Origin of the sequence: Haladaptatus sp. DYSN1, assembly GCF_029489995.1 — an archaeon.
Taxonomy (GTDB): domain Archaea; phylum Halobacteriota; class Halobacteria; order Halobacteriales; family Halococcaceae; genus QDMS2.
This window is the reverse complement of the sequence record NZ_CP120470.1, coordinates 909,353-930,019: the sequence shown is the minus strand read 5'-3', so window position 1 is coordinate 930,019 and position 20,667 is coordinate 909,353. Positions and strand designations below refer to the sequence as shown.

At 60.4% G+C, this 20,667-nt stretch carries 20 protein-coding genes; 9 read left to right on the top strand and 11 right to left on the bottom strand.

The window, feature by feature from the left end:
• Nucleotides 1–8 precede the first annotated feature (8 nt).
• The gene (locus tag P0648_RS04975) at nucleotides 9–386 is read left to right on the top strand and encodes a sensor histidine kinase KdpD (protein WP_277505448.1); all 378 of its coding nucleotides are present in this window, start codon (nucleotides 9–11) and stop codon (nucleotides 384–386) included.
• A gap of 1 nt (nucleotide 387) precedes the next feature.
• Here P0648_RS04975 and P0648_RS04970 read toward each other — a convergent pair whose 3' ends face one another.
• On the bottom strand, nucleotides 388–870 hold the full coding sequence (locus P0648_RS04970; protein WP_276248373.1) for a right-handed parallel beta-helix repeat-containing protein: 483 nt from the start codon (nucleotides 868–870) through the stop codon (nucleotides 388–390).
• On the bottom strand, nucleotides 863–2,053 hold the full coding sequence (locus P0648_RS04965; RefSeq protein ID WP_277505447.1) for a glycoside hydrolase: 1,191 nt from the start codon (nucleotides 2,051–2,053) through the stop codon (nucleotides 863–865). Before P0648_RS04965 ends, P0648_RS04970 begins: the two co-directional genes overlap by 8 nt.
• 252 nt (nucleotides 2,054–2,305) lie before the next feature.
• Here P0648_RS04965 and P0648_RS04960 point away from each other — a divergent pair, with 252 nt between their 5' ends.
• The gene (locus P0648_RS04960; RefSeq protein ID WP_277505445.1) at nucleotides 2,306–3,769 is read left to right on the top strand and encodes a sulfatase; all 1,464 of its coding nucleotides are present in this window, start codon (nucleotides 2,306–2,308) and stop codon (nucleotides 3,767–3,769) included.
• 39 nt (nucleotides 3,770–3,808) lie between these two features.
• Nucleotides 3,809–4,816, top strand: a complete 1,008-nt coding sequence (locus P0648_RS04955) for a formylglycine-generating enzyme family protein (protein ID WP_277505444.1) — start codon at nucleotides 3,809–3,811, stop codon at nucleotides 4,814–4,816.
• A 16-nt stretch (nucleotides 4,817–4,832) separates the two neighbouring features.
• Here the strand turns inward: P0648_RS04955 and P0648_RS04950 are convergent, their stop codons facing one another.
• The 5 genes from P0648_RS04950 to P0648_RS04930 form a co-directional block, all read right to left on the bottom strand.
• Complete coding sequence (locus tag P0648_RS04950) at nucleotides 4,833–5,039, bottom strand: hypothetical protein (protein WP_277505443.1); 207 nt, start codon at nucleotides 5,037–5,039, stop codon at nucleotides 4,833–4,835.
• Nucleotides 5,040–5,141: 102 nt separating this feature from the next.
• On the bottom strand, nucleotides 5,142–6,542 hold the full coding sequence (locus P0648_RS04945) for a S8 family peptidase (RefSeq protein WP_277505442.1): 1,401 nt from the start codon (nucleotides 6,540–6,542) through the stop codon (nucleotides 5,142–5,144).
• Nucleotides 6,543–6,730: 188 nt separating this feature from the next.
• On the bottom strand, nucleotides 6,731–7,600 hold the full coding sequence (locus P0648_RS04940) for a universal stress protein (RefSeq protein WP_277505440.1): 870 nt from the start codon (nucleotides 7,598–7,600) through the stop codon (nucleotides 6,731–6,733).
• Between the two features lie 137 nt (nucleotides 7,601–7,737).
• Nucleotides 7,738–9,228, bottom strand: coding sequence for a carboxylesterase/lipase family protein (locus P0648_RS04935; RefSeq protein ID WP_277505439.1), 1,491 nt, complete (start codon nucleotides 9,226–9,228; stop codon nucleotides 7,738–7,740).
• A 22-nt stretch (nucleotides 9,229–9,250) separates the two neighbouring features.
• Complete coding sequence (locus P0648_RS04930; protein ID WP_276248380.1) at nucleotides 9,251–10,021, bottom strand: hypothetical protein; 771 nt, start codon at nucleotides 10,019–10,021, stop codon at nucleotides 9,251–9,253.
• 379 nt (nucleotides 10,022–10,400) lie between these two features.
• Between P0648_RS04930 and P0648_RS04925 the strand changes: the two genes are divergently transcribed.
• The gene (locus P0648_RS04925) at nucleotides 10,401–10,571 is read left to right on the top strand and encodes a hypothetical protein (RefSeq protein WP_277505438.1); all 171 of its coding nucleotides are present in this window, start codon (nucleotides 10,401–10,403) and stop codon (nucleotides 10,569–10,571) included.
• A 66-nt stretch (nucleotides 10,572–10,637) separates the two neighbouring features.
• On the opposite strand, the gene P0648_RS04920 is transcribed toward P0648_RS04925, so the two are convergent.
• A complete protein-coding gene (locus tag P0648_RS04920; protein WP_277505436.1) occupies nucleotides 10,638–11,879 on the bottom strand; it encodes a transposase in 1,242 nt (413 codons plus the stop codon).
• A gap of 54 nt (nucleotides 11,880–11,933) precedes the next feature.
• Between P0648_RS04920 and P0648_RS04915 the strand changes: the two genes are divergently transcribed.
• Nucleotides 11,934–12,083 (top strand): hypothetical protein, encoded by a 150-nt coding sequence (locus P0648_RS04915; protein ID WP_276248383.1) that lies wholly within the window; start codon nucleotides 11,934–11,936, stop codon nucleotides 12,081–12,083.
• A 66-nt stretch (nucleotides 12,084–12,149) separates the two neighbouring features.
• Here the strand turns inward: P0648_RS04915 and P0648_RS04910 are convergent, their stop codons facing one another.
• The 3 genes from P0648_RS04910 to P0648_RS04900 form a co-directional block, all read right to left on the bottom strand.
• Entirely contained in the window at nucleotides 12,150–12,410 is a 261-nt protein-coding gene (locus P0648_RS04910; RefSeq protein ID WP_276248384.1) for a hypothetical protein, read from the bottom strand.
• Between the two features lie 178 nt (nucleotides 12,411–12,588).
• On the bottom strand, nucleotides 12,589–13,728 hold the full coding sequence (locus P0648_RS04905) for an NAD(P)/FAD-dependent oxidoreductase (RefSeq protein ID WP_276248385.1): 1,140 nt from the start codon (nucleotides 13,726–13,728) through the stop codon (nucleotides 12,589–12,591).
• Between the two features lie 159 nt (nucleotides 13,729–13,887).
• Nucleotides 13,888–14,700, bottom strand: coding sequence for a winged helix-turn-helix domain-containing protein (locus P0648_RS04900; RefSeq protein ID WP_276248386.1), 813 nt, complete (start codon nucleotides 14,698–14,700; stop codon nucleotides 13,888–13,890).
• A 1,374-nt stretch (nucleotides 14,701–16,074) separates the two neighbouring features.
• On the opposite strand from P0648_RS04900, the gene P0648_RS04895 reads away from it, so the two are divergent.
• From P0648_RS04895 to P0648_RS04885, 4 genes are all read left to right on the top strand, one after another.
• Nucleotides 16,075–17,232, top strand: a complete 1,158-nt coding sequence (locus P0648_RS04895) for a low temperature requirement protein A (protein WP_277505431.1) — start codon at nucleotides 16,075–16,077, stop codon at nucleotides 17,230–17,232.
• Complete coding sequence (locus P0648_RS20545; protein ID WP_369685098.1) at nucleotides 17,196–17,375, top strand: BBE domain-containing protein; 180 nt, start codon at nucleotides 17,196–17,198, stop codon at nucleotides 17,373–17,375. Before P0648_RS04895 ends, P0648_RS20545 begins: the two co-directional genes overlap by 37 nt.
• A 308-nt stretch (nucleotides 17,376–17,683) precedes the next feature.
• The gene (locus P0648_RS04890) at nucleotides 17,684–20,218 is read left to right on the top strand and encodes a PAS domain S-box protein (protein ID WP_277505429.1); all 2,535 of its coding nucleotides are present in this window, start codon (nucleotides 17,684–17,686) and stop codon (nucleotides 20,216–20,218) included.
• Nucleotides 20,211–20,663, top strand: a complete 453-nt coding sequence (locus P0648_RS04885; protein ID WP_276248389.1) for a response regulator — start codon at nucleotides 20,211–20,213, stop codon at nucleotides 20,661–20,663. Before P0648_RS04890 ends, P0648_RS04885 begins: the two co-directional genes overlap by 8 nt.
• The last annotated feature ends 4 nt before the right edge of the window (nucleotides 20,664–20,667 follow it).

The following is a 20,667-nucleotide window of genomic DNA, read 5'->3' as shown; positions in this document are numbered from 1 at the left end:
GGTTGTTCGTGGCCGCAGACGACCTGCTCGGCGAAGTCATCGGCAACCTCCTCACGAACGCCGTCGAACACAACGACCAGGAGGGATTGACCGTCACGACCAGCGCCACCGCCGAGGGGGACACCGTGACGATCCGCATCGCGGACACCGGTCGGGGCGTCCCCGACGACCTGAAGACGAGCATCTTCCGCCGCGGAGAGACCGGCCGCGGAATCCACGCCGGAACCGGCTTTGGCCTCTTTTTCATCGATTCGATGCTGTCGATGTACGGCGGCCAGATTCACGTCGAGGACAACGACCCTCACGGGGCCGTGTTCGTCGTCGAACTGCCACGAGCGACCCAGAAACCTGCCAAAGCGAGCGCTAAATCGGTGTCGCTGCGATGACTCACCCGCGACGCGCCACGCGATAAACGTCCCGGCCGGCGTTCGATTCGAAGCGGTTGTCCTCGAGCGAGACGTTGCTCGGCGCATCCATCATCACGCCGAGAACGTTCTGGACGATGTGGGAGTCACGGACGCGCACCGACTCGGTGTTGACAAACGAAATGCCGTACCCGGTATCGACGAGGCGAGCGTTTCGAACGACGCCGCCCCTGACGTTCTCGAACCGGATGCCGTAGTCCCACCCGCTGACCGTGAGATTGTGAATCGTCACGTTCTGGACGTCCGCGGCGACGATTCCCGTCGTATCGCTCACGCCCCGTCCGGCGAGCGTGAACCCGCGTCCATCGAGGACCACGTCGTCGGCTTCGATTCGAATGCACGCTTCTGAGAGATGGGTCCCGCCGCCGTTCTGGATATCCGACGCCAGCGTGTATCGTCCAGGCTTCGTTATCGTCACCTTCGCGCCGATCGTTCGCTCACTCATCGGCCCCCTCCGTCTGCGGTGGGGTCGCCCACGCTGGCAGGCGTTTTCGCACCTCGCCCTCGAAGTCCGACGTGCCGGACATCGCCTGTATCGCTCGGGCGTCGTCGAGACTCCACACCGCGCCGTCTTCGTGAAACAAGCCGTTTACGACGCCGTTGCTCCGCTGGGGCTGAATCCACGCCGGTTTCACCATCAACGACCAGAAAAAGTTGCCAAAGCCCGTCTCGTGGACGAGCGGGGCTAAACTCGCGTAGTCAGGCGTTCTTTCGCTCGGTTTCGGTGCCGACGTGAATCCGCGACCACGGCGCGTCCGTTGCCATTCGGTAAGCCAGATTGGCGAGTCCATCGCGTCGTGGAGGACGGCGACGCGGTCGAGCATCGTCCGAAACGTCTGGCGGTCGCTCGCAAAGTTGTAGTGAAACTGGAGGATTTCGCTTCCCCACGCCGCGTACTCGGCGTTCTTGCCGAGGCTGGTCGACCCGACGGTGAGCGGGACGGTTCCCCGGTGGTCCGCGGCCGTGGCGAACATCGCTTCGGCGAAGGATTTGCGGATTGATTCCCACCCCGGTTCGTTCATCAGTTCGATGCCGAGCAACCGCTCGTCGTCGCGGTAGCGGTCCATGAACCAACGGACAAATCGACGCGTTTCGTCCCACTTCTCTCGATTGAGCAGGACGATGCTGGATGGCGAACTGAGCCCAATTGCCGTTCGCGGGTCGGTGTCTTCGAGACGACTCGGTTTCGGTTCTGCACCAATGGCGTCGAACAGGCCGAGAAGCACCGAGATGTCTCGGTCTGCCGCTGCCGCGAGGAAGTGGTCGAGGGCTTCCTCGTGCCCCTCCGGGTCGTCCTTCCACACTTCGTAACACAGCCACGTCCGAACGGCGTTCAGGTTCACCCGCTTTGCGTACGATAGGTCGCGCTCTATCACCTCTGGGTCGTATCGGTCCCACATCTGATAGAGGTTGAACGCACGCGACGGGATGTAGACCGCACCGCGCACGTCGACCGGGTCCGGGTTGTGACGGTTCCCCGGTCGTTCTCGGGACTTGTCGGTTGACAGCGGCTCCGCTTCGGTCGAATGTGCGTCGCGATGACGAATCGTTCTATACCACGCCGTGCCCGCCACGCCTGAGGTAGCCCCGGCCAGCAATACGTGCCGTCGCGAGATGTCAGGAGCCATCGCACAGACTCCAGAAACTGGCTGTCAGCCCTTCGTCAAAGGCTTTTACGGTGAGTTGAGTGGGGACCATGAGTTACGTTCGCGGGATGCGCCGTCACCGTCCGCAGCTGACGCATATTCTTGTGTGAGAGTCTCTGGGTGGGTTTTCTCGGCCCGCTATTAGCGATTTTGGCCACGTTCTGGAAATTGGTACAGACGGACAGGACCGCGGCGATGCGAACAGTTTTGACACCGGCCACAGCAGTGTGTTCCATGTCAACAAGCCGCCCGAACATCGTCTTCGTCATCACGGACCAACAGCGGATGGACACCATCGGGGCGCTCGGAACCTCGCACATGGACACGCCCAATCTGGACCGCCTCGCCGAAGAGGGTGTCACGTTCACCGACTGCCACATCACCGCCCCGTCCTGTGCCCCCTCGCGTGCGAGTCTTTTTACTGGACACTACCCGCACACGACGGGCATCTACAAGAACGGCGACCGGTGGACACGCTCGTGGGTCGAAGACCTGCGCGAGAGCGGGTATCACACCGTGAACGTCGGGAAGATGCACACCGCGCCGTACAACACTCCGCTCGGGTTCGACGAACGCTACGAGGTGGAGAACAAGGACCGCTACCTCGGCCCGGTTCCCGCGGGCGACCCACCGCTCCCCGGCGAGAAGTTCTACTTAGACGAGTGGGACCGGGCGCTCCAGGCGCGCGGCCTGCTCAAACAACAACGGGAGTTCTACCGCCAATGGGATGACTACGACGAACGCCTTGGCGCGTTCGAGTGGGAACTCCCCGAAGACGCCCACCCGGACGTGTTCGTCGGCGACTTCGCGGCGCGATGGCTGAACCACATGCCCGCGCTCGACCAACCGCTGTTCATGCAGGTTGGGTTCCCTGGGCCCCACCCGCCGTACGACCCGACGCCCGAGTACGCAGCGGCGTACATGGATCGCGACCTCCCGCTGCCGACGCGCTCTGACGCCGACCTCGAGGGCCAGCCACCGCCGCTCAAAAAGCTCCGAGCGCACCACGAGGCAGTGGACCACGACTCGGTGAGTCACGACGTGGACGCGAGCGACGAGCAGCTCCACCGGCAGCGAGCGTACTACTACGCGAACGTGGCGATGATAGACGAACAGGTCGGCAAGCTACTCGACGCCCTCGAAGCGAACGGCTACGACGACACCGTCGTCGTCTTCACCTCCGACCACGGCGAGGCCCTCGGCGACCACGGCCACATCCAGAAGTGGACGATGTACGACGTCATCACGAACGTCCCGACCATCGTGTGGTCGCCCGACCGCTTCGAATCGCGCACCGTCGAGGAGTTGGTCTCGCTGTTCGACCTCGGGCCGACCGTCCTCGACCTGGCCGGCGTCGAAGCCGACCCGTCGATCGAAGCCCAGTCGCTCGTTCCCGCACTCGAAGGCGACGACGAGTGGACCGGCCGCGACCAGGTGTTCGCCGAACACGCCCGCGACGGCATCCTCCGCGAGACACAGTTCATGACGATGGTGCGGACCGACGACTGGAAACTCGTCCACTTCGTCGACGAGGAAGAAGGCCAACTGTTCGACCTGAACGCAGACCCGGACGAACTCGTAAATCGATGGGACGACCCTGACGCACAGGCCGTGAAACGCGACCTCCTCGATACACTATTGGAGTGGCGGATTCGGAGTGGGGTGCGGTCGGCTGATTGGGCGACGGAGTTCAGGTGAGGTCGGGACAGTGAACGTCACTCTGACGGAGGAAACCACGTGACTGCGGACGACCCCGTCTGCTGTAGCGCGTCGCGAAGTGGCAAATCAGGCGAGAGGCGCGAATCCGACGAAGCCGACGCCGTCGAAGCAGCGCAATCGACCGCGCCAGCCGCCTCCGACGATCCGCGGACGAAGGCGATGGTTCGTCTCGACGGCGGCTCCTTTGAGATGGGCACCGATGAGGACGTGGGCTTTCCCGAAGATGGCGAAGGCCCGGCGCGGGAGGTGACCGTCGACCCGTTCTACATCGACACATTCGCCGTGACCAACGCCCAGTTCCTCGCGTTCGTCAAGGAGACGGGCTACACCACCGAGGCAGAACGCTTTGGCTGGTCGTTCGTCTTCGCGGATTTCGTGGCCTCCGAAGACGAGAGGCACATTCTGCGAGCGGCCCCCGAAACCGAGTGGTGGGTGGCCGTCGAGGGGGCGAATTGGCTCTTCCCGGAGGGACCGAGTGCGAACGTCATCGAGGACGACCGCCTGACCCACCCCGTGACACACGTCTCGTGGGCAGACGCCACCGCCTACGCAGACTGGGCGGGCAAGCGCCTCCCCACCGAGGCCGAGTGGGAGTACGCCGCCCGCGGTGGTCTCGACGGGAAACGATACCCCTGGGGAGACCAGCTAAAACCGGAGGGTGAGCATCGCTGTAACATCTGGCAAGGTGAGTTTCCAGTGCAAAATACTGGCGCAGATGGCTTCGTCGGGACGGCGCCCGTAAACGAGTACGCCTCAAACGACTTTGGCCTCTACAACACCGCGGGCAACGTCTGGGAGTGGTGTGCCGACTGGTTCAGCCCCGACTTTCACACGACCCTCGCCGCCGACCACGACAACCCGACCGGCCCGCCCACAGGCGACGCCCGCGTGATGCGCGGGGGGTCGTACCTCTGCCATCGCTCGTGGTGCAATCGCTACCGGGTCGCCGCGCGCAGCAAGAACACGCCCGACAGTTCGACCGGGAACATCGGGTTTCGCTGTGTCGTAGATGCAAAAACTGAGTGAGAACGGGCAAAGCCCCTCATTCAGCGTCGGCCGTCGCGCCGAACGCCACCCCCAGTCCGGCTCCGAGTGCCAGTCCCATCGCGCTTCCTAACGCGATTCCGAGCGCAACGTTTCCCAACACGACACCGACCGCCGACCCGAGGCCAGTTCCGAGTGCCATCCCGATGACGATCCAAATCGCGAGCGACCCGTCGCCATTCTCCGAGCGAGCGCTCCCAAGCATACTCACAGGTCGGTTCAGTGTCGGAAAGCAGTTTCCGTGGGACGAGCAAGTGGGCACTCGACTCGCGAAAGATGAAATGAAGAAAGATGAAATGAATGGCCGTTATTGGGCGGCCTTGACCAGCGCTTCGAGGTCGAGGTGGCCAGCGCCGTGGTAGGTTTCGCCCTCTTCTGGCATACTCGCCGTGTCTGTGAGGAGCTGTTCGACTTCCTCGACGGAGGCGTCTGGACGCAGCGAGCGAATCAGCGCGACGGCACCCGAGACCTGCGGTGCGGCCATCGAGGTGCCGGCTTTCCACCCGTAGCCGCCGGGAATCGTCGAGTAAACGAGGTCCTGTGCGGCTCCCTCGACGCCCGCGTTGAACGCTTCTAGGTCGGCGTTCCCGCCGCTGGCGCTGATATCAACCGCACTCCCGTAGTTCGTGTAGAACGCGGGCTGGGTCGTCGGCTCTTCCAGTCTGTCGCCTGAGAGCCATTTCTCCTCGTTATCGCTGTGTTTGTCGCCCCAGCCACAGCCGATTGGACCGGTCGCACTCACGCCGAAGACGCCCTCGGCTTCCGTCGGCAGGCTGAGTGTGCTCTCGGGGGTCATGTCGAGGCCGTCGTTCCCGGCGGAGTTGACGATGACCGTCCCCTGTGACCGGACGTATTCTGCGACCTGTTCTGCGATACGGAGTTCCTCGATGAGGAAGGGATAGTCTTCGGGGTAGACGTACGGAGCGGGGAAGCCCACGCTGTAGTTGATGGCGTCACAGCCAGCCTCGGCGGCTTTCACCCATCCGGCGTAGCCGTCGCCCTGTTTGCCTTCGACGCCCGAGAACATCCGGTAGGAGACGATTTCCGTATCGGGTGCGGTCCCGAGGACGCCACCATCGGGGCCGTCGTTGCTGTTCGTCGCCGCGATGATGCCAGCGACGTGGGTCCCGTGGCTCCCCGCGCCGTTTGGTCGCCAGTCAAAGCGGTCTTCGGAGACGTTCTCGGAGAGGTCGTCGTTGACGACGTCCGCGAGGTCGGGGTGGCTGTCGTCGACGCCCGTGTCGACGACGGCGACGCGCGTTCCCTCGCCGGTCGTGGTGTCGTGAATCGACCGCTCGTTTTCGGGCTGGTCGGTGAGTTCGTCACTGACGTTCTGGACACGCTTGTCCCACTGGTACTCGGAGTTCTTTGGCGCACCGTCGTGGTTGTGACTCGCTCCCTCACCGTCGAGGGAGGGACCGTCTCGGGACGCGACTGCACCTGTCGTATCGTCGCTCAGGTTGAGGGTGATATCACTGACCGTCGTCCCGTCGACGCGTGACTGGTCGCCGCGGGCGACGAGGACGTCCGCCTGCGAGAGGTCGTGGACGATTTCGATGTCGTCTGGAACCGCCCCACGCTCGACGTCCCGGAGGTTGATGAAGAATCGCGAGTCTGCTTCCTGTGCCGTTACTTGCCCAGCCCCCAGGGTCCCCACACTGACCGCCCCAGTAAGCTTCAAAAACGTCCGCCGATTGTAATCAGACATCCGAATAACCTTGGCCGATTGACACGTATAACGTTTGTGTTAGCAGAAGATAGGTAGAAAAATACGAGTTGAATCGAGTGCGGCACAGCCCCCAGCTGTCCCTCCGGTCGAAGGTACCGAGCCACTCGAATCTGTTTAAACCACCACTGGCAATCGCTTCGTTGTTGCCGGGACGTCGCGTTGGCGAACTACTCAGGTTCACCGACCGTGAGCACGGGCACCGGTGCCGATCGAACAGTCTTTTCTGCGACGCTTCCGAGGAGGATTCGCTCCGTCCTGCGTCTGCCCGTCGTCCCCAGGACGACAACGTGGATGTCGTTGGCGTCGATACAGTCGAGAATCGCATCCACCGGATCCCCGTGTTCGAGATGTTCTACTATCTCGGAGAGACCGAAGGTCTCTGCTTCTGTGACGAGTTCTTCGATGGCTTCCGTTGCTGCTTGTTCGTGTGCTTGTTCAGGAAAAGCCGACCGAATATCGAAGCCGAGTGATGCGTCGTCCACGACCGAAAGGACGTGAGCGGTTGCGTTAAGCGACTCCGCGAGCGCCAGTCCATGTTTCGCTGCCCGGAGTGCGCCAGCACTGCCATCCGTTGGGATGAGCACATTCTCGTAAGGGAACACCAACTGCTCGTCGGGCTGCATTCTGGCGGTGAGGACAGGGACCGAAGCGAGACGGACGACCTTCTCGCTGACACTACCGTGGAGATACCGTGACAGTCCCGTTCGCCCATGGGTGGCCATCACGATCAGATCATGCCCGTACCGCTCGGCGTACTCGACGATGGTGGGCGCTGGATTCCCCTGTACGACGTCAGTCTCGTACTCGACACCACGGGCCGACAAGGTCTTACCTGCATCCTCGACGATGTCTTCGCCCTCCTCGACGAGCGCGTCGACCACCGTGTTTTCGACGACGGTGACGCTGTCGCGCGTCGTATCTGCGACGAAAAGGAGATGGACCGTTGCGTCTGCCCAGTTCGCAAGCTCCCCGACGTGCCGGAGAATTTCACGACTGTCCTCGCTTTCGTCAACTGGGAACAGGATATTCTCGTACATACTCCCGATACAGACTGATACGGGAGGTGCTTTCTAAGGTGTTTGCACGGGGGGAGTGTTGTTACAAGCGGCGATAGATGACAAAATTCCACGAACGCTCTCGAGTCACAGGTCCCCTCCAGTGCGTTCACGATCTGCTACCGTACCCCTTCCCATAGCGTCCGCTCGTTGGACACGGAATCGTCGACGACCTCCGAGGTTGTATCGAAGTGCATGGTTGCCCTGCGACCGAAATTATACATTGGCCAGCCGCAATCTCCAGTAGTCGCAAAGCCGACCCACGCGGCGTGCATCGTGTCAGCGAGCGATTGCGGCGGGTTGGGTCCCCAAAGTGCCTCGGTCTCGTTTCCGAGCGTATCGAAGACAAAGGGAATCTCTAGGGCATGGCACGCGCCGATGCGGCCGTTGAACTGTGGGGAACGCCAGGCGAATTCGTACATGTAGGTTGCCTGTGCGTTCTTCGCATGAGCGTCAGCCAGGCGGATCGCAGGGATACGCCAGAACCAGTCGGTCTGAATGGCTGCGAGCAGGTCGCCAGCACCGGCGTCGGGATAGAGATTGCGATACGTGGATAACGCCTCTTCAACCGAAAGTCCGTATGCGGCGACAGCGCCGGACAGGGCCTCCTCAGTTATCTGGTCGATGATACCACTGGCCACCAAGAATAACCGATGCTCGTCGGTGTTCGTCCCCACCAGTAGGTCGATATCTGAACTGGCACCTGCCTCGATGCAATCGAGTGGGGCCGCAGGAAGGACGTCCCCGTCGACCACCGGCTGCCACGGCATGAAGGTAGCCACCACCTCACCACCCCAGCGCTCCGGGTCGGGAGTCGATTGCAGATCAACCCGTAGCTCTTCTTGCGCAGCCAGCACGCGATCGACGGGGACATCGGCGATTGCCTCTCGGGTAGCTTCCACACCAAGTTTCTCGGCGAGATGCTGGGCAATCTGCGTCCCCGTCTCAGGCGACAATACATGCTGGGCTCCTCCGCTCTGAGCGATGGCATGCTGGAACAACCCTTCGGCAGAGGGCATGGCGAGCAACGTCGCGACGCTCATCGCGCCAGCCGATTCGCCAAAGATGGTGACGTTCTTCGGGTCGCCACCGAAAGCCGCGATATTTTCCTGCACCCACTCGAGGGCGGCGACCTGGTCGAGCAAGCCCAGGTTTTCGATGCCGTCGTCAAAATAGAGGAATCCGTCAGCTCCAACCCGGTAACTGATGGTCACACAGACGACGCCGTCACGAGCGAACCGACTACCGTCGTACCAGGGCGAGGCGCTTGTCCCGTGATATTCGTACACCCCGCCGGGAATCCACACCATCACCGGCCGAGTGGCTGAGCCGGGATCTTGGGTCCAGATGTTGAGCGTGAGACAATCCTCACCAGAGTCGGTGAGCTCCGGGAGGATTAGCTTGACCTCCGGCGGGTACTCCGGTTGCGGTGACTTCGGGCCGTAGGTGAGCGCGTCCCGCACGCCACTCCAGGGCGCAGGTGGTTGCGGGGGCTGAAACCGATTCTCCTCGTACGGTGGGGCCGCGAAGGGAATTCCCTTAAACACGCATACGCCATTGACCTCACTACCACGGACCGTCCCGGACCTGGTACTGACAAGCGTATTCATTTCTCAGTCTCCCTGAAACCCCCTACACAGGGGCCGGCGTCTCGCTATCGGCCGGGACCGTCTCCTCCTCGGAGGGGAGTGCGATGAGCTGATTGAACGCCGCTGCGAGCGTCGCGAGCGTGAAGACCGTCGTCAGCGCACTGCCGACCTGGGTGATGACAACGCCGACGACGCCGCCGGCCACCCCGCCGATGCCGAAGACGGCGCTCACGACGAGCTCGATGAGGACGACTGCAACGCCAAGCAAGAAGAGTCGCAGGCGGTGCCCGCGGGTCAACGCCCAGCTCTCCTGCATACCCGCGATGAAGTTTCGGTCCTCGGTCGCGACGTAGACGGTCCAGAACGCCAGTGCGACGAGCAAGAAGATGCCGGGGATGACGAATAAGACGAAGCCAATCCCGACGATTATCGCGAAGACGATGACGCCGACGAAGAAGTTCACGCCCGGCCACACGATGTTCTGGGTGAAGTTCGCTCCCGGCAGGCGCTCGGTCTCGTCACTCACGAAGGTCCGGAGTGCACCGATGGTGAGAACGATCGTTGCCAAGCCCGCGAGGAGTGAGACGAGACCTCCCACGACCGGTGGGACAGCCAAGGGGGCAGCACCGATCTCTCCAGGGAACGGAAACTCCGGCGGGAGAACGCCGCGGTCTGCGACCCACCGTGTGACACCGAGCCCGACGATTGTGTTGACCGTCGAGACGACAAACAGGACACCCACGAGGAGCAGGCCGTTCCGGGCGACGGTCCGGTTGACGCCTCTCCGCAGGGCGGCTTCAATGTTAATCGGCATAGCGTGTATTCGTACGCTCTCGGCCGACATATAGCGCTAGTCTGACTCCTGGCTACTGGGAATGATCGAGTACATCACGAACGATCGACAGCCGATACCGAGCGTACTCCCAGTTCTTCGACTCGGCGCTATTTCGTCGTCACGTATGTCGGAGCCGGTACGCACCATCGTTTCAACTCCTGAGTCCACACACCGCTGGACGATGTGTTTCGAGAACGTGTGGGACTGACTTCCTCCCACGACTGAAGTCGGGGCTTTCTCCTCGAACCACTGTAAGTGGATGCGGCGAGCCCCCCTCCGTCAGTGTGTGTCCAGCGGGCCGTCCGGGGGTGGGAGGCCTATATTTCATGCGGGCGTATCTTCCACCTTAGGTGGCACCATGAAGACGCAGTACTACACCGCGACGAGCATCGACGGGTATCTCGCTGACGAGGACAACTCGCTCGACTGGCTCTTCCAGTTCGGCGAACTCGACGGCATGGACGACGAGTACGCACAGTTCATCGAACAGATTGGCGCGGCGGCCATGGGGTCTACTACCTACGAGTGACATCCTCCCCGTCGTAAACGACGGGGCTTCCCCGACACGGGGACTCAGGCCGAGTGCCTGAAGGTTTCAGTCCTGATGCGTCGTGAGGGTCATTTGCGCTGGTGCGCTCGTCTCACGGTGGACTGTGGCGGTGTCACAACCGCTCCCGTCCTGTGGCGAGTCATCGCCTGCCTGTTTCACTGGCAGGCTCTCTCCCCACGGGTCTACGCGACGTGCGATGTTCGCACTCGCGTTAATATCCGCTTGAAACGTCGAAACGTGGCACACCGGGTTCTTGCACTTGAACTCAGCCTGTCGGGGCCGATACCCGATGTGCTTGCACGAGTGGCACGTCTTCGACGTGTACTGTGGGTGGACGTACCGAACCGGAATACCCGCGTCTCGTGCTTTGTCCTCAATACGCCCCTGCAAACGGGCGAACGCCCACGAGTGCAGACGTCGATTCATGTACTTCCCGTAGTCCAGCGACTCACGGATGTACGCCAAGTCCTCCATCACGATAACAGGGTTATCGAACTGTTGAGCGTACTCCACGGACTCACGAGACGCCTTCTCGATGATGTCCGTGAGTCGATTCTGGTAGTACGAAAAGCGTTCTTCGACGCGCCACTCGGATGCGTCTCGCTCTTGGAGGCGTTTCAGGGTGGTGAACATCTCCTTGCGGAGTCGCTTGGCTTCCTTCCCGTTGATGAGAAGTGGTTTGGTGGGGGTGTCGTGTTGGAGGGCACAGCCCGTAACCAACATCGACTCGCCAATATCGAATCCAACCCGAGTCGGATTCTCAGGGATTTCGGAGGTGTCCGTGATTTCGTATTCGACGGTAACGTGGAGTGTCCACGTCTTCCGGTGTTTCTGCAAGCGAAGTTCGCCCACTTTGGTACCCGACTCGTCATCGAGTAGTTCGCCCCACAAGTCCTCTTGCTCGGGATTCAGTCGAAGTGGTATCCAGAAGTTGGTTCCGCGACCGGGTTGCGGAACGTTCCAACAGATTTCGTACTCACGCGAGGAGTCGCGGTCGAACTTTCCAGCCCGATTCACGAATCGGAGCGGGTGGTCTTCTTTGAGTTCCTTCGCACGGTACGTGCGTCGGAGTTTTGGGACGTAGGATTTGAGAGCGTCTTTCGCTTGGTACGGCAAATTGTACGGAGTTACCACGTCGTTCGTGGCGCTCATCGTCGTGCAACCGTTGTCGAACGCCTCGTAGAGTGCCTCTCGGTACTCGGTGAGGGTTTGCTGGAGGCGTTGCTCTTTGCACCGCGTGGGCGGTGCGAGCGTGGCTTCCAGCGTCTTGTTCGCGGTTGCAGACACAGTAACCTGTACGAATTAGACACACTTAAACGTAACTAATACGTAACACAGGACATGACGAAGTACGTAAAAATCGAGTTCGATAACGAGGAGCAGTACGAATCGTTGAAAGAGACGAAAGACCACTACGGGTTTACGTGGAAAGGGATGTTACTGAAGGCGCAACGCACGTTGGAGTCCCAACCGAGCGACGAAGAGCAGTAGTTCAGCAGGTGTCGGATTCCCTCCCGGCCTGAAGGCCGGGATTCCCTCCTTGTAGGAAGATGGCTACTACATCACGTCGACCGCGTCCGATTCGGCGAGCGCCGCCCTGAGTTCGCCGCGAGCAATCTTCGCGACGCCCTCGATTGGCTGAAGCGTGCCCCACTCGGGAACTGCCTCGCCGCAGTCCGGGCACCGCCGCACGACGCGGTCGCGCGCTGGTTCGATATTCCAATCCACGATAGCGTCGTCGTGGCCCGTCCAGCCACAGCGACAGTCGAGTTTCGCGTGCGGTTCGCTGAAGCTTCGCTCCCAGCGCGGTTCGGTCATTGGACTAGCAACCCGAGAGAGTATGTTAAGTGTTGTCTTTGGCCATAGTAGGGTGAGTGAAGTGATGCAGCCTGAGTCTTAAATACGAATTCGCGGCCAGAGGGGCCATGGGAAGAAATCAGATGGCGACGTGTACGAGACTGGCCGTTCTCAGACGTGAGGCCGACGTCACACTCGACTACGACTGCTGTGGGAGGGCGTCCACCGATCCAGTATAGCTCGGCCGAGGCTGCTGCTGGCGCGCCGTCGACGTCAGGTGGTCGACGACGTACTCCGCATCCCTGCCGACGCCGGTAAACAATCCCGATGTCATCGCATACAGGAAGAACAGGCCAACGAAGTACAGGCCCGGCTCATCCGGGACGACACCGCGCACGTGAACGGGCTCCTTGGGCTGTTCCTTCCCGTCGAAGATTGGAAGGTCGATCCACGAAAAGTCAGGACGGAAGCCAGTGCACCAGATGACGTTCTTGACGTCAAGGACCCGGTCGTCCCCGACGACGGGGCGGCCGTCGCGGACGCCAGTCGTGCGAGGCACTCGCTCGATGCCAGCCGCGGCCAGATCACTCGGCTTCGTGCGCACCAGCTGGATGCCCTGGGACAGCATCTTCGGACGCTTCCGGCGCCCAATCGGCGTCTCCGTCGTGAGAATTCTGTGAAAGAGCACGCGCATCACGAACGGGCCCCCCAGGTGACGGCCGAACCAGGAGTCGATGTGGAATGGCACGTGACCGACGTCCCGGCCAGACAGCCACGTCTCGTGCTCGTCGACGACATCGAGGGCGATCTCTGCTCCCGAGTTACCCGCACCGACGACGAGCACGCCCCCGTCCTGCAGCTGTTCGGGGTTGCGGTAGTCGCTCGTGTGCAGCTGGACGACGTCGTCGGAGAGCTTCGACGCGAACGCCGGGACCTTCGGGGCCTGGTAGCTCGCCATCGCCACCACGACGTTGGTCGCCTCGATCCGCCGGTCGCCCGCGGTGATGAGGAAGCGATCGCCGCTCCGTTCCAGCCCATCCACGCGGACGCCGAGTTCGACGGGCAGGTCGAACCGTTGGGCATAGGTCTCCAAGTAGTCGGCGACCTCATCCTTCGTGGGGAAGGCGTGTGGTGAGCCCGGGAAGTCCATCCCTGGCAGGCTCGAGTAGCGGGCGGGCGTGAACACCCGGAGAGAGTCCCAGCGGGCCCGCCATGCGTCGCCAACGCGGTCGCTCGCGTCGAGAATGACGAAGTCCTGGTCGTGCTGGTGCAGGTAGTACCCGGTCGCCAGTCCGGCCTGGCCGCCGCCGATAACGACGGTCTCGTATCGTTCGATCATGTGTTTGGTCCTCGGTAAACGTACGCGACGGAGGGACGTGATGGTGCCGCGTGCAAGATTTCACGCCCTGAAATCTCGGGGAGGCCGGATCCCTGCTCCGTCAGAGGCTCTCGGCTGGCCGGGTTGCAAGTCCGATGACGGTGGCCGTCGCCCGTGGCGTTACGACGGCACGCGTGATTCGAAGGCGGTAGGATCTACCGGGGTCGCCTCTGCACGAACTTGCTCGAAGATCGAGATGGCCCAGTCACGCGCCTCTGGGGCGTCGGTGTCGATGACCGCCACGAGTGCCCCAGTCTTGGCGTCATGACAGCAGATGCCGGCCCGGTCGTCCACGATGCCGAGACCGCAGCGATCACCGTCAGGAAGGTGGTCGTGGACGAGGACGGTCGCATTCTCGCAGGCGGCGACCTCCATGATCCGGGCAGGGTTCCAGGCAAACATCCCCTCCAGAGTCTCGGGCGTGAACACGTACTCGAAGGTCATCCCGTCGAGGACTGCGCCGCAGGCCGTCTCGAGGTTGCTCGACTTGTAGACGATGTTGTCGAACCCGCGCAACGACGAGGTCGACGCGATGAGCTGACCGAGGCGCTCGACGGGCTCGTAGGGGTACCCTGGCCCGGGGTAGGAGACGACCGCGTCGGCGAACAGGTCGACGGAAAAGCCCGGCATCTCGACCGGCAGCCACTGCCAGACGTCGCGGAGTTTCTCCTCGACCTCCATCGCGTCCCGGAGAGTCAAGAACTGGTCGGCCACGTACTCGCCGAGGGGGGTCAGCCCGTACGTGGGGCCGTCCCTGCCGAGCCACTTCCGCTCTTCGAAGTCGGCGAGCACCCGTCCGACGGTTGGCGAGGAGGCGCCGGTGGCCTCACACAGCTCTCGACGGTCAGTCGGCCCGTCGCGCAACGTTTCGAGGACGCCGACGCGGTGGGCCGACGTGGCCAGGAACTGGATGTTGTCGATTCCCGCAGTCATAGGTACTGTAGTAGGGCGAGGAGCTTAGCGTTTCTACCGTGGGGAGGGACAGGCGACTCTCTGTTCGAGGGACTCGGGAAGATCACGTGTTGCTGAGGCAAACACCAAGTCAACTGCCAGTTTTCGGACAGTCAATCACGACGGGAGACCGTCGCAACGACAACCACGGATACGCAGTGTGGGCACTCATACGTGCGGGTTCAGTGGTTGCGAACCGTGCGGCGTGGACAAGACGCTTCGCGTCTTGTTCGCATCTCGCAGGACCACAGGTCCTGCGGACTCGTCGGAATCCAGCGGATACCGAGACACCAGAACGCATCGCGTTCTGGGGACGATTCATCCCACGACTCAAGTCGTTGGTTTTCTCGCCTAATCTCTATAAAGATTCAAGAAGAATACTGGTGGCTTTAGCTGAATTGCAGGCGGGTACGCCCCCTTCCTCAACGAACGACCGAAGGGAGTGAGTAGGGAGGGGATACACCGCCGTCTTCGTCTACGTTCACTGTGCGGTATACCTTTACTCCCCCCGCGTTCAAACGGTGTCGTAAGGCACTCACTCCACTGCGTCCGGTGTTCAAACGTGGTTCGCGAAACGGCTTCGCCGTTTCGTCATCACGAAAGGCGCGACGCGCCGTTCGAACGACGACAAAAAGCGTGCACCGGTCGTGGCTGTTGAGTGTCCATCCGGTAGGAGTGGGACACTCCGAACCGCCTGTAAAGGGAAATCGCCTGCGGAGTCTGGAACCGCTGTGGAAACGGTTTCTGCAAGTTCCGACACAGAAACAGGAAGCTCCCACCTCAACAAGTGAGGGCCGGGTAGGCCCGAACGCGGTAGGTGGGAGTAGTTCACCCACCAGATGAATCCGACTATTTAACTCACAATCCACCGTATTACGCACTGTGCGTGGAGAGCTGGCAGTTGACCCGGAGTTTGCCACGGTTCATAGCCGAAACCAAAACGTAAGCCGACCACGTCCCCAGAAATCACAGATTTCTGGTGTGCGAACGAGACGCGTCTCGTCAACGCCGACCGTCGTTAAACAATCAGGTAACTCGAAGCCCCATGCGGGTACGAGTAACGGCTTCGTGGCAGCGCCACTGGCTGACTGTCCAGCAAACCTTAGACTCCCAACCTTCAGGATTGACCTGCCCGGCCAACACCGGGTGGGAGACCCGCGTCGTTAGACGCGGGAGGATGTCACCCTGTCTGATGACCTCAACTACACTCGCTAATCGCCCGAAATGAGCCCTCAGATGCCTCCAAACGAGACGAGAGGCAATCAGCGCGCCGAATCAACGACGATGGGGCAGACAGTTCGCCAGTTCGGGACGTCTGCCGTCCGACTGTGGCGAACAATCAGCGTGCCTCCACGAGTGTACACCACCGATAAGCCCCGACACGCGACATGGCTCGAACTCTTTTTCGATCTCGTCTACGTTGCAGCCATTGCCGAACTTGGTGGGCTACTGCATGATGACCCGAGCGTCAGTGGGTTCCTCGGGTTTGCCGGCTTGTTCTTCATCGTCCTCTACACCTGGTTGGGCTTCACGCTCTACGCTGATCAATTCGATACCGACGATTTGTTCCACCGGCTCGGGATGGCGGCGACCATGTTAGGCGTCATCATCCTCACGGCGACCATTCACGACGCCCTCCGCGGTGGCTCGGTTGCCTTTACGCTGGCGTACCTCCTGCTTAGAGTCCTCATGATCGGCATGTACCTCAGGGCTTGGTTTAGCATCCCAGATATGCGGCTGTTCACAGAAGCGGTCATACTCTCGACAGCGGCGAGTGCCGTAGTCTGGGCGTCATCGCTGCTCGTTTCCGAGCCCTGGCGGTTCGTCATCTGGGGGCTATCCTACGTGGTCGGTCTGGCGACGACCACCGTCGTCTACGTCGGGAGTGATACCATACCGAAACCTACCTCCCACTACTCCGAACGGCTCGGCCTATTCACCATCCTTGTCCTCGGAGAAACCGTTATCGCGATAGCCGTGGAGACGTCGGGTACTGACTGGGGATTCAACTCCGGACTCGTCGCTGGAGCCGGGTTTATCGTGGTGCTGGCCTTGTGGTGGACCTACTTTCGCCACGTCGATGAGTGGTTCCTCCACCGCGCGTTCAACGAGGATAAAGGGGCGTGGTCACGTGTCCGTGAATACTCGCTAGTACACGTTCTGAGCCATTACTTGGTCTACGTCGGGATCGTCGCTGCCGGTGTCGGCATCGCGTTTACCGTCGAGGCCGCAGCAGCTGGACAACCGATTGAGTGGAACCGCGCGGCGGTACTTGTGGCCGGCGTCGCCACCTACCTCCTCGGGACCATCGTCGTCCATCGAACAACGTTCGACCCAGTGAGGGATAGATCGGTGGTTCTTCGGCTGGGGGTCGTTGCGCTCGTCACCCTGTCTATTGTGCACCCCCCTATCGAGCCTATCGCGTTCCTCGGGTTCGTGGCTAGCTTGCTGGTGACGTTCAACATCGTGGAAGGTGGATGGGCGGTAGTCGCCGGCCCAACGAGAGAGAGGTGACCAGCCCTCAGGAGATCGGCGCTTTCGTTCGACGGTGGTCAGTTTGCCCAGCCTCAAATTATGACCGACTGGTCGCGTTGAAAAACGAGTGGGATCCGGATAATCGTTTCCGGATGAATCAGAACATCTCGCCAACGGTCTGAGTGACGTCCCTCGTTCGTGCACAGATAGAGGGATACTCAGTTGACCGCGCCCACTGAAGTGAATGCACATGAACAATGTTGGATGATAGTCAAGTACACGCATTCCCAGAATGCTCCAGTGGCCGCCATCCGGCGAGAGGAGCCGCGAGGACTGAATTCTAGGTACGAGCGGTGTGAGAAATATATACGAGATTTTTACATTAGTTAAGGAACATGTTTATTATCGTTCCTTGTGTCGTGGCCGTATGGAAACTCCTGAGAAAAGACCACCCACCACCCTAAGGGATACCCTGCGGGTGTTCGAGAAGGTGGACACCAAATACGCGCCGCTCACAGCTCAGGAGGTCGCAGACGGACTGGGAACGACCCACAAAATCGCACGGGAACACCTCGCCCGACTCACAGAGCAAGGCACACTTGGCTCGAAACGCGTGGGTGACACCCGCGTCTGGTGGCTCCTCGCCGACCGGACACACCGAGAAGCAGACCTCCGGCGCGAGCGCGAACTGACCGACCAACTCCTGAAGACAGCTCCGGTCGCCATTTCGGTCAAGAATGCAGCTGGCGAGACGATAGTAGCGAACCGACGCGCCCAAGATCTCCTTGGGTTGTCAGAACGAGAAATCCTGGACAAACCCGAAGACGTAGACGAGTGGGACATTTTCGACGCCACTGGCGAACCCCTGGACCCCGAGGACACGCCAGCGGCACGCGTCTATCAAACTGGTAACCCGGTGTTTAACGAAGAAGTTGCCATCAGGCGCCCATCTGGAGAGCAAATGTGGTTCTCGGTGAATGCCGCTCCGATCTTCGACGACGACGGAACCCTCGATCGAGTCGTCTCCGCTGGTGAGGACATTACCGAACTCAAGAAACGAGAGCGACAACTCGAACAACGAAAGAGCGACCTCGAGACGGAGTTGAGCGAAATTCTCGGGCGAATTTCAGACGGCTTCTACGCACTCGACAACCAGTGGTGCTTTATCCACGTAAACAGCCGCGCAGAAGAAATCCTCCAGCACACAGCAACAGACCTCCTCGGAACGCAAATCTGGACGGCGTTTCCGGATGCAGAAGACAGTCTTTTTTGGGAGCAAGTTCACGAAGCGATGGACTCCCAAGAGCCCGTCTCGTTCGAGGTGCACGAAGCGCACGAAGACCGCTGGCTCGAAGTGAACGCCTATCCATCGAAGACCGGGCTTTCGGTGTACCTCAAAGACATCAGTCAGCGTGTACACCGCGAACACCAACTCGAGCGTTACGAGAAGATTTTTGAGACCATTCAGGATGGCGTGTATTCCGTCGATAACGACAACCGATTTACGATGGTTAACGACGCCTACCTCGAGATGGTTGAATATCCGCGAGAGGAACTCATTGGAGCGCATTCCTCGACGGTCGTCGAAACAGAAACGACCGAAACAGCCCAAGAAATCCAACAGAGCCTCGAAAGCGACGAGGTTGAATCGTCAAAGCTCGAAGCAGACCTGTATACTTCCTCCGGCAGAACGATTCGCGCAGAAGCCACGTTTGCTCTCCTTCCAGGGGACGGTGACGGCTACGAGCGAGTTGGTGTTGTTCGCGACGTCAGCGACCGCGTTGCGCGCGAACGGGCTCTCACCGCCCGTGCTCGCCAGCAGAAAGCTGTCTCAGAACTTGGGCAGCTAGCGCTTGAAAACTCCGACCTCGACGACTTGTTCAAGCAAGCGTCACAACGCGTCGCAGCAGTACTCGAAAACGACTACTGCAAAGTACTCGAGCTTGACGCCACCGCAGAGCACTTACTGTTACGCCAGGGCGTCGGCTGGCGCGACGGAATCGTCGGCACAGCAACGGTTTCGAGCGTTGAGGCAGAGTCACAAGCCTCGTACACGCTCCTCTCTGAAGGACCCGTTATCGTTACCGACCTTGAAAACGACACACGGCTCTCTGGACCAGAGCTGCTCACTTCACACGGCATTACCAGCGGTATCAGCACGATTATCGGGTCACTCGAGGCGCCGTGGGGAATCCTCGGAACGCATGCCACAGAGAAGAAGTTGTTCACTGACGAGGACATCTCATTCATCCAGAGCGTTGCCAACATCCTCGCAGAGGCCATCGAGCGCCAGCGATATGAAGACGAACTGGAGGCCCTGGTCGAGGCGCTCGGAGAGTCAAACGAGCGCCTCGAACAGTTCGCCTACATCGCCTCCCACGACTTACAAGAACCCCTCCGCATGATCTCTAATTATCTCCAGCTCATCGAAAGTCGATACAGGGATGAACTCGATGATGACGCTCGCGACTTCATCGATTTCGCGGTAGATGGGGCCGAGCGAATGCGAGAGATGGTCAACGGCCTGCTCAAATATTCGCGCGTCGATACGGAAACCGAGCCGTTCGAGCCGACAGATATCGAGGCTGTCGTAGAGCGAGTGCTCGCGAACCTGCAGTTACCGATAGAACAACACGCAATTGAGGTGGCTGTCGAGCCGCTTCCAACTGTCTATGGAGACCGCAAGCAATTCGAGCAGTTGTTCCAGAACCTCGTCTCGAATGCCATCAAATATCGGAGCGATACGTCTCCGCAAATTGAAATCGGCGTCACAGAACGCGAGACCGACTGGCTGTTTGCCATCTCGGACAACGGGATTGGAATCGATACCGACCACCACGAACGCATCTTCGAGGTGTTCAGGCGACTCCATTCTCACGAAGAGTACGCAGGGACCGGCATTGGCCTCGCCCTGTGTCGGAAAATTGTCGAACGACACAGTGGTCGCATCTGGGTGGAGTCTGCACCCAACGAAGGCTCGACGTTCTACGTTACGATTCCACGGACAGAGGTTTCCAATGAGTAACACTCGCAACGCAACACCAATCGACATTCTGTTAGTCGAGGATAATCCAGGCGACGTACGACTCACCAAAGAGGCATTCAACGAGGGGCAGATTAACAATAAATTACACGTCGTCACCGATGGTGAAGAGGCACTCGACTTCCTGTATCGTCGTGGTGAGTACGAATCGACGATTCAACCGCAACTTATCCTCCTTGACCTGAACCTGCCAAAAGTCGACGGCCTTGAGGTCTTAGAGCAACTCAAATCGGATCCAACCCTCCGACACATTCCAGTCGTCATTCTGACGAGCTCTGCAGCAGAAGAAGATATCATCAAAAGCTACGAGTTACACACGAATGCCTATTTGACCAAGCCAATCAATCCAGCCGAATTCATCAGCCTCGTCCGGACGTTCGAGCTATTCTGGTTTGAGTTCGTACAGCTACCCCCACGGGAGCGCTGAAACC